We start from the raw sequence: 14739 nt of genomic DNA, 5'->3' as shown, positions 1-14739 counted from the left end.
CGGGGCTACAACGATCGGCACCCCGCACGCCGCGGGTCAGCCGAGGCGCACCCGGGGGTCGATGAACGCGTAGAGCAGGTCGACGAGCATGTTGGCGACGACCACGAACAGCGCGGCGATCAGCACGGTGCCCATGATGGTCGGCAGGTCCCCCTGGCTGACCGCCTCCACCGCCGTACGACCGAGCCCCTGGATGCCGAAGGTGGTCTCGGTGATCACCGTGCCGCCGAGCGCCGTGCCCACGTCGAGACCGGCGATGGTGACGATCGGCGTGATCGCCGCGCGCAGCGCGTGCTTGCCGTACACCTTGCGTTTCGGCATGCCCTTGGCCCGGGCGGTACGCACGTAGTCCTCGGAGAGCGTCTCCAGCATCTGGGCCCGGGACAGCCGGGCGTAGATCGCGGAGAAGAGCAGCGCCAGGGTGATCCAGGCCAGCACCAGCCCCCGCGCCCACTCCACGGGATTCTCGAACAGCGACGTGTAGCGCGGTGTGGGCAGGATCCGCAGGGTGTAGACGAAGATCAGCAACAGGACCGCGCCGACGAAGTAGAGCTGGAGCGAGGCGAAGGTCAGGGTGAGGCCGATCGAGATCCGGTCCAGCAGCGAGCCGCGCCGCAGGGCCGAGACCATGCCGAGCCCGACCCCGATCGCGAGCCACAGCACCGCGGCGGGCAGGACGATGCTCAACGTCACCGGCAGCACCCGGGCGAAGGTGTCGGTGACCGCCTCGCTGTTGACGTACGAGTAGCCGAGGCAGGGCGCCGCGCACTCGCCGCCCTGCGCGCTGCCCAGGTCGCGGCCGACGAAGATGCCCTTCATGTAGTCGGCGTACTGCTGCACCTTCGGCTCGTTGAGCCCCAGCTCCGTCCGCACCCGCTCCAGGCGCTCGGCGTTGCAGTTCTTCGGGCACATGCCGGTCACCGGGTCGGCGGGCAGCGCGAAGAACAGCAGGAAGCTGACCACACTTACCGCGAACAGCACCGAGATCGCCAGCAGCACCCGCTTCAGCAGGAAGCGCACCATGCGCAGTACCCCTTACCGTGACGACTTCGGGTCGAGCGCGTCACGCAACGCGTCGCCGAAGAGGTTGAACGCCAGCACGAGCGCGAAGATCGTGATGCCGGGGAAGAAGACGTATGCCGGGTCGGTCTGCAGGTAGTCGATGCTCCGGTAGATCATCCGGCCGAAGCTGGGCACCGACTCGGGCAGCCCGACGCCGAGGAAGGACAGCGCCGCCTCGCTGGTCACGTACGACGGCACCAGCAGCGAGAACGACACCAGGATCGGGGCCCAGATGTTCGGCAGCAACTGCCGGAAGAGCATGTGCCCGAGCCCCGCGCCGCTGGCCTTGGCCGCCTCCACGAACTCGCGTTCGCGCAGCGACACCACCTGCCCGCGGACCAGCCGCGCGGTGCTGGTCCAGCCGAACGCGGTGAAGACCACGATCAGCGTGGTGACCGCGAACCAGGTCGGCACCTCGTCGCGCGGGCCGTAGAAGCGCAGCGAGAACGTCGGCACCACGGCCAACGCGAAGATCAGGAACGGCATCGCCAGCGCCACGTCGGTGATCCAGCTGATCACCGCGTCCACCACCCCGCCGAGGTAGCCGGCGACGATCCCGAGGACCACGCCGATCGTGGTGGTGATCAGGGCCGCGCCGAGCGCGATCAGCAGCGAGGTGCGGATGCCGTAGATCATCCGCATGAAGATGTCCCGGCCCAGGCCGGGCTCCAGGCCGAACCAGTGGTCGCCGCTGATCCCGCCGACGTATCCCAGCGGCATCCCGGTGCTGTCCAGCAGCTCGCCGAACTGCTCGTTCGGCGTCACCCCGTAGAGCCGCTGGACCAGGGGCGCGCCCACCGCCAGCAGCACGAAGAAGACCAGCACCACGCCGCTCACCAGCGCGGTGCGGTCGCCGCGCAGCCGGCTGCGGACGAGCTGGCCCGGCGAGCGGCCGACCAGCGTCTTCGGCTCGCCGGCGTCGCCGCCGGACTCGATCTCGGCCAGCGCCGTGCCCTCGACCGGGGACAAGCTCACTTCGACACCTCCTCGGCGGTCGTGCCGACCCCGGCCGTCCCGGGGTCCGCCGGCCGCGCGTCGTCACCGACCGGTCCCGTGGTGGCGCCGACCGGCCCCGTCTCGGGGAAGTGGCAGGCGGTGGCCTGGTCGCCGCCGCGCGGCACCAGCGCCGGCTCCTCGGTGGCGCACCGTTCCTGCGCCTTCCAGCACCGGGTGCGGAAGCGGCAACCCGACGGCGGGTCCAGCGGCGTCGGGACGTCCCCCGAGAGCCGGATCCGGCCCGCCGCGCCGAGCTGGGTGACGTCGGGGATGGCCGAGAGCAGGGCCCGGGTGTACGGATGCTGCGGGCGTTCGTAGATGTCGTCCCGGTCGCCGATCTCGACGACCTTGCCCAGGTACATGACGGCGACCCGCTGGCAGAAGTGCCGCACCACGGCCAGGTCGTGCGCGATGAAGACGAACGCCAGACCGAGGTCGCGTTGCAGGTCGCGCAGCAGGTTGACCACCTGCGCCTGGATCGACACGTCCAGGGCGGAGACCGGCTCGTCGGCGACGATCAGCTTGGGTTGCAGGGCCAGCGCGCGGGCGATGCCGATGCGCTGCCGCTGGCCGCCGGAGAACTCGTGCGGGTAGCGGTTGTAGTGCTCCGGGTTCAGCCCGACCAGTTCCAGCAGCTCCTGGACCCGCTTCTTCACCCCGCCCGGCGGGTCGATCCCGTTGACCTGCAACGGCATCGCCACGATCCGACCCACGGTGTGCCGGGGGTTCAGCGACGCGTACGGGTCCTGGAAGATGATCTGGAGGTCCTGCCGCAGCGCCCGCAGCTCGCGGCGGCCCGCGTGGGTGATGTCCCGGCCGGCGAACTCGATGCTGCCCGCCGTGGGCTCCAGCAGGCGCACCAGCATCCGCCCGGTGGTCGTCTTGCCACAGCCGGACTCGCCCACCAGGCCGAGCGTCTCGCCCGGCCGCACGTCGAAGTCCAGCCCGTCCACGGCCCGGACCAGGCCGGTGCGCCGCAGGCCGTTGCGCACCGGGAAGTGCTTGGCCAGCCCGCGCACGCGCAGCAGCGGCTCAGCGGTCTCGGCCGGTCGCACCGGCACGGTGTCGGCCTGGGCACTCATCGGGCCACCCCCACGTGTGCGATGTCCTCCGCGTACAGCCGGGTCCGGTCGTCGGCGGAGAGGTGGCAGGCCACCAAATGGCCGGGCGCGCCCGCCGGGCGCAGCTCCGGGACCTCCGTGCGGGACCGGTCGCCGTTGCGGTCGGCGTAGCGGCAGCGCGGGTGGAAGGCGCAGCCGGACGGCAGGTTGATCAGGCTCGGCGGGTTGCCCCTGATCGGCATCAGGTCCGCGTCGGCGTCGCCGTGCAGCGAGGGCACGCTGGAGAGCAGACCCCAGGTGTACGGGTGCTGCGGCCGGCGCAGCACCTGCTCGACGCTGCCGTGCTCGACGGCGCGCCCGCCGTACATGACCAGCACCTCGTCCGCGACCTGGCTGACCACGCCCAGGTCGTGGGTGATCAGGATGATCGCGGAGTGGAACTCGGCCTGGAGGTCGGCCAGCAGGTCGAGGATCTGCGCCTGCACCGTCACGTCCAGGGCGGTGGTCGGCTCGTCGGCGATCAGCAGGTCGGGGTCGTTGACCAGCGCCATGGCGATCATCGCCCGCTGCCGCATGCCCCCGGAGAACTCGTGCGGGTACTGGTCGAAGCGGCGGGCCGGCTGCGGGATGCCGACCCGGCCCAGCATGTCCACCGCGCGCTTGCGCGCCTCGCGCTTGCCGGCCTTCGGGTGGTGCACCCGGTACGCCTCGGCGATCTGCCGGCCGACCGTGTAGTACGGGTGCAGCGCGGACAGCGGATCCTGGAAGATCATCGCCATGTCCCGGCCGCGCAGCCGGCGTAGCTCCTCGTCCGGCAGGCCGACCAACTGGCGGCCGCCGACGGAGATCTCGCCGGTGATGGTGGTCCGCTTGGCGCCGTGCAGCCCGAGGATGGCCAGCGAGGTGACGCTCTTGCCCGAGCCGGACTCACCGACGATGCCGAGGGTGCGTCCCCGCGCCACCTCGAACGACACCCCGTCGACCGCGCGCACCACGCCGTCCTCGGTGTCGAACCGGACCCGCAGGTCGCTCACCCGCAGGTAGGGGTCCTGGCCGGAGCGCTGCTCCGGCACGCTGGGGCGGTCCGGTTTCCCGGACGGCGCCGACTCCGGCCTGTCCACGACCCCTCCCTCAGTGACGAAGAGAACTTACAGGAAAGCACTGAGGGTGAAAATAAGCTACATAACCGGAGCTGTCAGCGGGCCACAGCGTAACGACTCTGCAACGGGCGTGAACAGCCCTCACCTCGGCATTCACCGGTGTAGACCTCCCGCGCCCGGACAGCGGGTGCGACGATGGGCGCGGCAGTCCCGCAAGGATGTCCCCCGGCACGAGGTGGAGGTGACGATGACCGCGGCGGTGTTCGACCACGACGGCCCGTGGAGTGAAGAGGAGTACCTCGCCCTCGGCGAGACGCAGCAGCGCGTCGAACTCTTCGACGGGAGCCTTCACGTGACCCCAGCCCCCACGCCCCGCCACCAGCGCCTCTCACGCAGGCTGGGCAACATCCTCGAACCCGCTGCCGAAGCCCTCGGGCTGGAGCTGCTGGAAGCGGTGAACGTCCGGCTCCGGCCGGGGCGCATCCCCATCCCGGACCTCGTCGTCACGGCCCCGATCGACCTCGACGACCCCTGGATCGAGGCGGCCGACGTGAAGCTGGTCTGCGAGATCATCTCGCCGGGCAACGCGGCCACCGACAAGGTGCTCAAGATGCACTACTACGCGGCGGCCGGCATCGAGTGGTATCTCCTGGTGGAGCAGGAGACGCTGAGCGTGCACGTCTACCAGCGGCAGGGCGCCCACTACGTCGAGCGGTCGGTGACCAAGGCCGGCGAGACGCTGGAGCTGACCGAGCCGGTCCGGGCCACGATCCGGCCGGCGGACCTGCTCGCCTGACGGGCCACCCCCGCGGGACGCTGTTCGGGTGAGCCGCTCCGGTACGCCGGACAGGCGCCGGGTGAGGTTCTTAACATCCGGACATCGATCATCGTGCGGGGCTTTCCACCGGCCGGGACACACGGGACACTGCCTTGCGCGGACGGCTCGCGAAGATCGGCGTAACGTGTGTCACTTAGCTGCGCCGTATCACCGGCGCGGTCGTTGGTGTGCGCATGACGTGGCAAGCGGGTGCGGGTCTGCCGGTCCGCGTTGCCGACCGGAACTTGATCCGCCCGTGAGGGTCCTGTCAGGGAGACGACTCTAATGACATCAACGGCAACGAGGCCGCGGGGAGCGCGGGCGCGCGCCGCCATCGCGGCGAAGACGTTGCGAACCGACCGCTGGTGGCTCGCCCCGCTGATCACCGTGATCGGTCTCGGCGCGTGGGTGGCGTACGCGACGGTCCGGGTCTTCATGCACGACTTCTACTGGGTCGAGGACTACCACTACCTGACCCCGTTCTACTCCCCCTGCGTGACCGACCGGTGCCTGCCGGAGGCCGCGCACTTCGGACGGTTCCTGCCCGGCTGGTGGATCATCCCGGACGCGGCGCTGACGCTGCCGTTCCTGCTGCTGTTCCGGCTCACCTGCTACTACTACCGCAAGGCCTACTACCGGTCGTTCTGGCTGTCGCCGCCCGCCTGCGCGGTCCCCGACGGGCACAAGTCCTACGGCGGCGAGACCCGGTTCCCGCTGCTGGGCCAGAACCTGCACCGCTACTTCTTCTACGCCGCCGCGATCATCTCGCTGATCAACACCTGGGACGCGGTCCTGGCCTTCCACTCCCCCAAGGGGTTCGGGTTCGGGCTGGGCAACATCGTCCTGCTCCTGAACGTGGTCATGCTGTGGGCGTACACGATCTCCTGCCACTCGTGCCGGCACATCATCGGCGGGCGGCTCAAGCACTTCTCCAAGCACCCGGTGCGCTACCGGGCCTGGACCTTCGTCTCGGCCCTGAACGTCCGGCACATGCAGCTCGCCTGGATCACCCTCGGCACGCTGGCCCTGACGGACTTCTACGTCATGGCGGTCGCGGCCGGCTGGTTCAACGACCTGCGGTTCATCAACTAGAGGGCCCCTGACATGACCAACACAACGCGAATCGAACGACACCACTACGACGTCGTCGTGATCGGGGCCGGCGGCGCCGGCCTGCGCGCGGCGATCGAGGCCCGCCTCGCCGGCAAGAAGACCGCGATCATCTCCAAGTCGCTCTTCGGCAAGGCACACACGGTGATGGCCGAGGGCGGCGCCGCCGCCGCGATGGGGAACGTGAACAGCCGGGACAACTGGCAGGTGCACTTCCGCGACACGATGCGCGGCGGCAAGTTCCTCAACAACTTCCGGATGGCCGAGCTGCACGCGAAGGAGTCGCCGCAGCGGATCTGGGAGCTGGAGACGTACGGCGCGCTCTTCGACCGCACCAAGGACGGGAAGATCTCGCAGCGCAACTTCGGTGGCCACGAGTACCCCCGCCTGGCGCACGTCGGCGACCGGACCGGCCTGGAGCTGATCCGCACCCTCCAGCAGAAGATCGTGTCGCTCCAGCAGGAGGACAAGCGCGACCACGGCTCGTACGACGCCCGGATCAAGGTCTTCTCCGAGACCACGATCACCGAGCTGCTGCTCGACGGCGACCGCGTCGCCGGCGCGTTCGGCTACTACCGGGAGTCCGGCGAGTTCGTCCTGTTCGAGGCGCCGGCGGTGGTGCTGGCGACCGGCGGCGTCGGCCGCTCCTACAAGGTCACCTCGAACTCCTGGGAGTACACGGGCGACGGGCACGCGCTGGCGCTGCGGGCCGGCGCGACGCTGATCAACATGGAGTTCCTCCAGTTCCACCCGACCGGCATGGTCTGGCCGCCGTCGGTGAAGGGCATCCTGGTCACCGAGTCGGTGCGCGGCGACGGCGGCGTGCTGAAGAACTCCGACGGCAAGCGGTTCATGTTCGACTACGTCCCCGACGTCTTCCGCAAGCAGTACGCGGAGACCGAGGAGGAGGCGGACCGCTGGTACACCGACCCGGACAACAACCGCCGCCCGCCGGAGCTGCTGCCCCGCGACGAGGTGGCCCGGGCGATCAACAGCGAGGTCAAGGCCGGGCGGGGCACGCCGGCGGGCGGCGTCTACCTGGACATCGCCTCCCGCAAGCCCGCGGAGGAGATCCGTCGCCGGCTGCCGTCGATGTACCACCAGTTCAAGGAGCTGGCCGACGTCGACATCACCAAGGAGCCGATGGAGGTCGGGCCCACCTGTCACTACGTGATGGGCGGCGTCGAGGTCGACCCGGACAGCGGGGCCGCGTTCGGCCACGTGCGGGGGCTCTTCGCCGCGGGTGAGGTGTCCGGCGGCATGCACGGCTCGAACCGGCTCGGCGGCAACTCCCTGTCCGACCTGCTGGTCTTCGGCAAGCGCGCGGGCGGCCACGCCGCCACGTACGCCGACAGCCTCCCCGCGCGCCCCAAGGTGGGCGTCGCCGCCGTGGAGGCCGCGGTGGAGACGGCCCTGGCCCCGTTGCAGCGGGACACCGGCGAGAGCCCGTACACCCTGCAGCAGGACCTCCAGGCGGTGATGGGCGACCTGGTCGGCATCATCCGCCGGGAGGGCGAGCTGGTCGACGCGCTGGGCAGGCTGGCGGAGCTGCGGGAGCGGGTGGCGAAGGTCAGCGCGAGCGGCGGCCGGCGCTACAACCCGGGCTGGCACCTGGCGCTCGACCTGCGCAACATGCTGGTCGTCTCGGAGTGCACCGCGAAGGCGGCGCTGGAGCGGCGGGAGTCGCGCGGCGGGCACACCCGGGAGGACCACCCCGCGATGGATCCGGCGTGGCGTCGGGTCAACCTGGTCTGCTCCCTCGACGGCGACACGGTGCGCCTGGAGCGCAAGCCGCTGCCGAGGATGCGCCCGGAGCTGATCGGCCTCTTCGACCGCGCGGAGCTGGCCAAGTACCTCACGGACGAGGAACTCGCCGAGTTCGACGCCCAGGTCGCCGACGTCGAGACCGAGAAGGAGCGCTGACGCAATGGGTAACCAGAACCCCCAGGGGCCCGGGAAGCCGGGCGCGAAGCGCCAGTTCCGCATCTGGCGCGGCGACGAGAACGGCGGCGACCTCCAGGACTACATGGTGGAGGTGAACGAGGGCGAGGTGGTCCTCGACGTCATCCACCGGCTCCAGGCGACCGACGCCCCCGACCTGGCCTGCCGCTGGAACTGCAAGGCCGGCAAGTGCGGCTCCTGCTCGATGGAGATCAACGGCAAGCCGCGGCTGAGCTGCATGACCCGGATGTCCACCTTCACGGAGGACGAGACGGTCACGGTCACCCCGCTGCGCACCTTCCCGGTGATCCGGGACCTGGTCACCGACGTCTCGTTCAACTACGAGAAGGCGCGGGAGACGCCGGCGTTCGCACCGCCGGCCGACCTGGCGCCCGGCGAGTACCGGATGCAGCAGGTCGACGTGGAGCGCTCGCAGGAGTTCCGCAAGTGCATCGAGTGCTTCCTGTGCCAGAACGTCTGCCACGTCATCCGCGACCACGAGGAGAACAAGCAGGCGTTCTCCGGGCCGCGGTACTTCATCCGGGCGGCCGAGCTGGACATGCACCCGCTGGACGCGAAGAGCGACCGCAAGGAGTACGCGCAGGCCGAGCAGGGCCTCGGATTCTGCAACATCACCAAGTGCTGCACCGAGGTCTGCCCCGAGCACATCAAGATCACGGACAACGGGATCATCCCCATGAAGGAGCGGGTCGTCGACCGCAGGTACGATCCCCTTGTGTGGCTTGGTAGCAAGATCTTCCGGAGGGGTCAGGTGCCTCAGACCAGCGTGACCAGCGAACACGTCAGCGGTGCGGTGCGCGGCAGCGCGGCGCACGGGGGCGTGCACTCGCACGCGGGCGGCTCCCACGACCCGCGGGCCGAGGTGCAGGCGCAGCGCGGCGTCAACTGGGACCGCGAGGTGCCGAGGCCGACCGCGCCGGCCGTCGACGACCACGGCAAGCTGCCGCTGACGGAGCTCACGTTCGACCGGGCGGCGGCGCCGTCGCCGTTCGGCGACGATGTGACCTTCCCGCTGCCGCCGGAGCACCTGAACTTCGCCCACCCGGAGCAGGACAAGCACTGAGTGCGCTGACGATGACGGGGGCCGCGGCTGATGCCGTCGGCCCCCGTCCTCTTTCGGCTCGGATGTCCGCTTTCGCTCAGGCGGTCAGGATGGGTCGGAGGGCCGCGACGATGGGTGCGTCGGCGGGGAGCCAGGTGACGGTGTCCAACTCGTCGGCGGAGAGCCAGCGCAACGCGGAGTGTTCGAGGGCCCGCGGCTGGTCACCGTGCAGCAGGCGGGCCGCGTACACCTTGAGCACCGAGCGGCCGTGGGCCATCCGGACGTTGCGGCCCACCCGGTCGCCGATCTCCACGCGTACGGCCAGTTCCTCGGCGCACTCGCGGGCGAGCGCGGCGGTCTCGCTCTCGCCCGGCTCCACCTTGCCGCCGGGGAACTCCCACATGCCCGCCACCTCGGGCGGGGCGGAACGGGCGCAGGCGAGCACCCGGCCGTCCCTGATGATCGCCGCCCCGACGATCACCCTGAGGTCCCGTCTCTCGGCCTGCCCGCCGCCATTAGCCCGTTCGGTCCGCACGGGCGTCCAGCGTGCCAGATCAATCGGCGGTTTGGGTAGCGTGGCCGACCGTCAGGGCAGGAGAACCCGGAAGTGTGGGCGTGGACACACCCAGCATGCGAGGACAGACTAGAAGGCACCGACAAGACACGGGACGGCGACGATTTGGCCACAAGCCGGCAACGGCGCCTGGGAGGTGCGGTGATGCGCGCGCTGTTCAGCAGTCGATCCAAGCACGACTACCTCAGCGACGCCCTCACCCTCCTCACCGGCTGGATCCGCGAGGGTGAGCAGATCCGACGCACCCTCGTCATCGACGACTCGCAGCACGCCGCCCTCACCGAGCGGGTGAAGGTGGTCGCCGACGCGCTGCACCTGCGTCCGGAGATCAGCCGCCGGGCCGACCAGACCCAGATCCGGGTGGGGCACGGCAACGCGCCGCTGACCGAGGGGGAGGTCCTGCTGGCCGCCCGCATCGAGGACGCCTACCGCGCGGTCACCCAGCCCTGACCCCCGTTCCACCCGGCCCGGCGTCTCGCTCCGGCCGGGGTCGGCGCGGCCGAGGCCGCGTCGGCCGCTCAGGCGGCGTCCTGGGGGTACCAACGCAGTTCCACGGAGTTGCCGTCCGGGTCCCGCACGTATAGCGAGGTGGCGCTGCCCCGCGCGCCGAACCGACCCACCGGCCCCTCGATCACCGTGAAGGCGCCCGACGCGACGACCTCCGCCCAGTCCAGCGGCTCCACCACCAGACAGAAGTGGTCCACGTTGGATTCGCCCCGGTCCCGGCGGACGAGGTCGATGATGGTCCCCGCGTCGACCCGTACCGAGGGGAACGGGACGGCGCCGGCCCGCCACTGGTCGACCCGCACCGGGGCCAGGCCGAGCAGTCCGCAGTAGAAGTCCAGCGCGCGTTCCACGTCGGTCACGTTGAGCACCAGGTGGTCGAAGCCCGTGACCCGCACCGCGCTCACCTCGTCTCCAGGGCGTGGGCCTGGCGCAGCCAGTCGGTGAACAGGGCGGGGTCGACGTCGGCGAGGGTCCGCAGCTTCACGGAGGCCATCTGTCGGGCGCCGGCGACCAGCCGCCCCGAGGAGTCGGTGACCTCGCCGCCGCGCCACAGCCCGAAGGTGACGTACGCGCCGTACGCCTTCACGAGGCAGACGGGACGCCGGCCCGGTCGCTCGCCGAGCCCCCAGACCGGGTGCCCGTGCCACATCGCCCCGGTCGTCCCCGGCAGGGCCGCCTCGATGACGGGGCGCAGCTTCTCGCCGATCTCCCGCAGCGGGGCGTCGAGATCGGCCAGGTAGTCGGTGACTGTCGTCGTTTCCATGCCCCTCACGATCCGCCGGCCGGCGAGGCCGACCAAGACGCGATCGCACTACCATCGTTGAGCCGGAGTCAACGATGGGGCGGGACGTGCTGGAACGACACGAGCTGGAGACCTTCCTGACCCTCGCCGAGGAACTGCACTTCGGCCGGACGGCGGAGCGCCTGCGGGTGACCACCGGGCGGATCAGCCAGGTGGTCAGGAAGTTGGAACGCCGCGTCGGCGCCCCGCTCTTCGCCCGTACCAGCCGGGTCGTCCAGCTCACCCCGATCGGGCGACAGCTCGCCGACGACCTGGCGCCGCTGGTCGCCGGCATCGACGACGCCGTACGCCGGGCCGTCGACGCGGGGCGGGGCGTGACCGGGCGGCTGCGGGTCGCCTTCCTCGGCGAGTGGACCGCCCCGACGCTGCTCAAGGCCGTCGCCCTGTTCTCGCGGCGCCACCCCGACTGCCAGGTCGAGGTGCGGGAGGTGCAGCTCTTCAACTCCCGGCAGAGCCTGCTCGACGGCTCCGTCGACGTCCTGATGGCCGCGTACCCCTTCGACGGGATGGCCTGCGGGCCGGCGCTGCTTCAGGAGCGGCGGTTGCTCGCGGTGACCGCCGGGCACCCGCTGACCCGGGAGGAGTCCGTCTCCCTGGAGACGCTCGGCGACCACCCGGTGGTGCAGTACCCGGCCGTGACCTCGGCGGAGTTCAAGCGCGACCGCACGCCCGAGCGGACCCCGTCGGGGCGGCCGGTGCCGAAGGGGCCGGCGGGCAACACGTTCTCCGAGATGCTGACGCTGGTCGCGATGGGGCGAGGGGTGCTGCCGGTGGGCGAGCACACCCGCCGCTACTACCCGCGCCCCGACGTGGCGTACGTGCCGATCCGCGACGCGCCACCGATCCGACGGGGCCTGGTCTGGCGGGAGAGCAACGGCACGGCCCGGGTCCACGAGTTCGTCCGGGCCGCGACCGACGCGAACACGGCCTGACGGGTGCCCGACCGCACTGGCATGATCGACGTCGATGAGGCACGGGGAGTTCCGCCACCCACGGCTGGTCGCGGTCTACGACGCCGAGTGCCCCTGGTCGCGTGACGACGACTGGTTCCTCGCCGTCGTCGGCGGTACGCCCGCCGCGCGGGTCCTCGACCTGGGCTGCGGCACGGGGCGGCTCGCCCTCGCCCTGGCCGAGGCCGGCCATGCCGTCACCGGCGTCGACCCGGCCGGCGCGTCGCTGGACGCCGCCCGCGCCAAGCCGGGCGCCGACCGGGTGACGTGGGTCGAGGGCACCTCGGCGGCGCTGCCGGACCGGTCGTTCGACGTGGCGGTGCTGACCAGCCACGTCGCGCAGTTCCTCGTGGACGACGACGAGTGGGCGCATACGCTCGCCGACCTGGCCCGGGCGCTGGTGCCCGGCGGCCGGCTGGCGTTCGACTCGCGCGACCCGGCGGACCGGCGGTGGGAACGCTGGAACCCGGTCGACTCGCGGCGACGGATCACGCTGCCCGACGGCGAGGTGGTCCGGGCGTGGACGGAGGTCCACACGGCGGCCGGCGGGCGGGTGGACTTCACCCACCACTACCTCTTCCCGGACGGCGAGGAGCTGCTCAGCTCGGCCACCCTGCGCTTCCGCACCGAGGAGGAGTTGCGCGGCCCGCTGCGCTCGGCCGGGTTCGTCGTGGACCGGATCCACGGCGGCTGGGGCGGGGAGCCGGTGGGCCGGGGCGACGGCGAGTTCCTCGTCCTCGCCCGCCGGCAGTGATCTCCGGTTGGCGCGCCCTGCCTACCGTGGGGACATGGCGAACGCGACGTACGACCGCAAGGAGCAGTTCCAGCAGATCCAGAGCGGCCTGCTCCACGGAGAACAGATCATCGCCGTCTACGACGCCGTCGGCACCGGCACCGGCTTCATCGGCCTGACCGACCGGCGCGTCATCATCCAGGACCGCTCGTTCGTCGGCAAGCGGTACGCCATCACCAGCATCCCGTACTCGAAGATCACCAGCGTCAGCGTGGTCAGCAACAAGTCGTGGGGCGGCTCGTTCTTCTCCACCGGGGCCATCGCTATCCACGTCGGCACGCACACCTACGAGGTGGAGTTCCGGGGCTCCGACAAGAGCCACCACGTGCACAACGTGATCCTGCACCACATCAGCTGAGCTGGTCGGCGCGGTCCAGCAGGGCGCGGCGCTCCGCCCCACCGTGGGCGTCGGCGGCCCGTCGGAACAGCGCGGCGGCCCGCTCGCGGTCGCCCCGCCGGGCGGTCAGCTCGGCCTCGGCGGCCACGGCGAGCGGGTAGCCGTCCAGCGCCCCGCCGGCCCGGGCGGCGGCCAGCAGCGCCAGCCCCGCCGCCGGCCCGTGCGCGTAACCGTGCGCGACGGCGCGGTTCAGCTCGACCACCGGCGACGGCTGCCACCGGACGAGCCGGTCGTACGCCCCGGCGATCGCGGCCCAGTCGGTGGCCCCGGCGGACGCGGCGGTGGCGTGGCACGCGGCGATCCGGGCCTGGAGGGCGTACGGGCCGTCCGCCGGGACCCGCGCGAGGATGCCGACGCCCTCGGCGATCGCGGCGTGGTCCCAGCGGGCGCGGTCCTGCCGGTCGAGGGTGAGCAGGTTGCCGGCGCGGTCGCGCCGGGCGTTGCGCCGGGAGTGCTGGAGCAGGAAGAGGGCCAGCAGGGCGGCCACCTCGGGCTGGCCCGGCATCAGCCGGTCGAGCAGGCGGGCCAGGCGGATCGCCTCGTCGGCGAAGGCGGGCTCGCCGTCGGCGTCGTAGCCCCGGGTGAAGAGCAGGTACAGCACGGCGAGGACGCCGGGGAGCCGCTCCGCGAGCATCGGACCGGTCGGCACGCGGTACGGGATGCCGGCGGCGGCGATCTTCGCCTTGGCCCTGGTGAGCCGCCGGGCCATGGTCGACTCGGTGACCAGGAAGGCCCGCGCGATGTCGGCGGTCGGCACCCCGCAGACCGTACGCAGCGTCAGGGCGACCCGCGCCTCCAACGCCAGGGCCGGGTGGCAGCAGGTGAACACGAGCCGCAGCCGGTCGTCCACGATCTCCCCCTCCCCCGCCGTCCCCGGCTGCGGTTCCGACTCCGGCCCGGTCAGCGCGAGGACGGCCAGCTCACGTAGCTTGCGCCGCTCGACCGAGGAGCGCCGGAGCACGTCGATCGCGCGGTTGCGGGCCACCGTCATCAGCCAGCCGCCCGGGTTGGCGGGCACGCCCTCCACCGGCCACCGGGTCAGCGCGAGCGCCGACGCCTCCTGGGCGCAGTCCTCGGCCAGGGTCCAGTCGCCGGTCACCCGGATCAGCGTCGCGACGATCCGGGCGTACGACACGGTGCTCGCGGCGGCGACGGCGTCGGCCACCGCGAGCCGCTCGGTGGGGCGGTCAGCCATCCAGGCTGACGATCGGGCGCAGTTCGAGCCGTCCCTCGCGGGCCATCGGGTGGGCGCGCGCCACCTCGATCGCCTCGTCCAGGTCGGCACACTCCAGCAGGTCGAAGCCCACGATCGCCTCCTTGGTCTCGGCGAACGGACCGTCGGAGACCAGCAACTCCCCGTTGCGGACGCGGACCGTGGTGGCCGCCGTCGTCCCCGCCAGGGCGTCACCCGTCAGCCGCCGGCCCCGGGCGTCGTTCTCCGCGGCCCACGCCTCGACGTCCGGCCAGTCGGCCCGGTCGGTGTCCGGCTCGCTGTCGGTGCAGACGAACATCAGGTACTTCATGCCGCTCCTCGATGTCGGGTTCTCACCGGGGTGACGAACGGGC

The 14739-nt window shown here is 71.6% G+C and carries 17 protein-coding genes; 8 read left to right on the top strand and 9 right to left on the bottom strand.

Features of this window, described 5'->3' with window-relative positions; translation table 11 throughout:
* Window positions 1-36: 36 nt before the first annotated feature.
* The 4 genes from ACLQ22_RS06445 to ACLQ22_RS06430 are packed head-to-tail and all read right to left on the bottom strand — an operon-like array spanning window position 37 to window position 4192.
* Window positions 37-1023: an ABC transporter permease gene (locus ACLQ22_RS06445; RefSeq protein ID WP_425691437.1), complete on the bottom strand. Its 987-nt coding sequence runs from the start codon at window positions 1021-1023 to the stop codon at window positions 37-39.
* A 12-nt stretch (window positions 1024-1035) separates the two neighbouring features.
* Window positions 1036-2037, bottom strand: coding sequence for an ABC transporter permease (locus ACLQ22_RS06440; protein ID WP_425691436.1), 1002 nt, complete (start codon window positions 2035-2037; stop codon window positions 1036-1038).
* Entirely contained in the window at window positions 2034-3140 is a 1107-nt protein-coding gene (locus ACLQ22_RS06435; protein ID WP_425691435.1) for an ABC transporter ATP-binding protein, read from the bottom strand. Before ACLQ22_RS06435 ends, ACLQ22_RS06440 begins: the two co-directional genes overlap by 4 nt.
* Window positions 3137-4192, bottom strand: a complete 1056-nt coding sequence (locus ACLQ22_RS06430; protein ID WP_425691481.1) for an ABC transporter ATP-binding protein — start codon at window positions 4190-4192, stop codon at window positions 3137-3139. The genes ACLQ22_RS06435 and ACLQ22_RS06430 overlap by 4 nt, the downstream gene beginning before the upstream one ends.
* Window positions 4193-4466: 274 nt before the next feature.
* Between ACLQ22_RS06430 and ACLQ22_RS06425 the strand changes: the two genes are divergently transcribed.
* The 4 genes from ACLQ22_RS06425 (at window position 4467) to ACLQ22_RS06410 (ending at window position 9171) form a co-directional block, all read left to right on the top strand.
* A complete protein-coding gene (locus tag ACLQ22_RS06425; RefSeq protein WP_425691434.1) occupies window positions 4467-5015 on the top strand; it encodes a Uma2 family endonuclease in 549 nt (182 codons plus the stop codon).
* Between the two features lie 306 nt (window positions 5016-5321).
* Window positions 5322-6128, top strand: a complete 807-nt coding sequence (locus tag ACLQ22_RS06420; protein WP_425691433.1) for a hypothetical protein — start codon at window positions 5322-5324, stop codon at window positions 6126-6128.
* A 12-nt stretch (window positions 6129-6140) separates the two neighbouring features.
* The gene (locus ACLQ22_RS06415) at window positions 6141-8069 is read left to right on the top strand and encodes a fumarate reductase/succinate dehydrogenase flavoprotein subunit (RefSeq protein ID WP_311410711.1); all 1929 of its coding nucleotides are present in this window, start codon (window positions 6141-6143) and stop codon (window positions 8067-8069) included.
* A gap of 4 nt (window positions 8070-8073) precedes the next feature.
* Window positions 8074-9171: a succinate dehydrogenase/fumarate reductase iron-sulfur subunit gene (locus ACLQ22_RS06410; protein WP_121399751.1), complete on the top strand. Its 1098-nt coding sequence runs from the start codon at window positions 8074-8076 to the stop codon at window positions 9169-9171.
* Window positions 9172-9247: 76 nt separating this feature from the next.
* On the opposite strand, the gene ACLQ22_RS06405 is transcribed toward ACLQ22_RS06410, so the two are convergent.
* The gene (locus ACLQ22_RS06405) at window positions 9248-9685 is read right to left on the bottom strand and encodes a (deoxy)nucleoside triphosphate pyrophosphohydrolase (protein ID WP_121399752.1); all 438 of its coding nucleotides are present in this window, start codon (window positions 9683-9685) and stop codon (window positions 9248-9250) included.
* Window positions 9686-9868: 183 nt separating this feature from the next.
* On the opposite strand from ACLQ22_RS06405, the gene ACLQ22_RS06400 reads away from it, so the two are divergent.
* Window positions 9869-10174, top strand: coding sequence for a pterin dehydratase (locus tag ACLQ22_RS06400; protein WP_366639537.1), 306 nt, complete (start codon window positions 9869-9871; stop codon window positions 10172-10174).
* 68 nt (window positions 10175-10242) lie between these two features.
* Here the strand turns inward: ACLQ22_RS06400 and ACLQ22_RS06395 are convergent, their stop codons facing one another.
* Window positions 10243-10635, bottom strand: coding sequence for a VOC family protein (locus tag ACLQ22_RS06395; RefSeq protein WP_151455030.1), 393 nt, complete (start codon window positions 10633-10635; stop codon window positions 10243-10245).
* Entirely contained in the window at window positions 10632-10994 is a 363-nt protein-coding gene (locus ACLQ22_RS06390; protein WP_425691432.1) for a DUF1801 domain-containing protein, read from the bottom strand. The genes ACLQ22_RS06395 and ACLQ22_RS06390 overlap by 4 nt, the downstream gene beginning before the upstream one ends.
* Window positions 10995-11080: 86 nt before the next feature.
* Here ACLQ22_RS06390 and ACLQ22_RS06385 point away from each other — a divergent pair, with 86 nt between their 5' ends.
* From ACLQ22_RS06385 to ACLQ22_RS06375, 3 genes are read left to right on the top strand one after another with little or no spacing between them, the layout of a single operon-like run.
* On the top strand, window positions 11081-11965 hold the full coding sequence (locus tag ACLQ22_RS06385; protein WP_425691431.1) for a LysR family transcriptional regulator: 885 nt from the start codon (window positions 11081-11083) through the stop codon (window positions 11963-11965).
* Between the two features lie 34 nt (window positions 11966-11999).
* Complete coding sequence (locus ACLQ22_RS06380) at window positions 12000-12737, top strand: class I SAM-dependent methyltransferase (protein ID WP_425691430.1); 738 nt, start codon at window positions 12000-12002, stop codon at window positions 12735-12737.
* Between the two features lie 34 nt (window positions 12738-12771).
* Window positions 12772-13134 carry a PH domain-containing protein gene (locus ACLQ22_RS06375; RefSeq protein WP_121399755.1) on the top strand — a complete coding sequence of 121 codons (363 nt, stop codon included), beginning with the start codon at window positions 12772-12774 and terminating at the stop codon, window positions 13132-13134.
* Here the strand turns inward: ACLQ22_RS06375 and ACLQ22_RS06370 are convergent.
* Window positions 13127-14368, bottom strand: coding sequence for an RNA polymerase sigma factor (locus ACLQ22_RS06370; protein ID WP_425691429.1), 1242 nt, complete (start codon window positions 14366-14368; stop codon window positions 13127-13129). The genes ACLQ22_RS06375 and ACLQ22_RS06370 overlap by 8 nt on opposite strands.
* Window positions 14361-14696: a YciI family protein gene (locus ACLQ22_RS06365; RefSeq protein WP_425691428.1), complete on the bottom strand. Its 336-nt coding sequence runs from the start codon at window positions 14694-14696 to the stop codon at window positions 14361-14363. Before ACLQ22_RS06365 ends, ACLQ22_RS06370 begins: the two co-directional genes overlap by 8 nt.
* Window positions 14697-14739: the final 43 nt, after the last annotated feature.

It is taken from the genome of Micromonospora sp. DT178 (assembly GCF_049841695.1).
Classification (GTDB): domain Bacteria; phylum Actinomycetota; class Actinomycetes; order Mycobacteriales; family Micromonosporaceae; genus Micromonospora.
The sequence above is the reverse complement of the archived record's forward strand: the minus strand, read 5'-3'. Positions and strand labels throughout refer to the sequence as shown.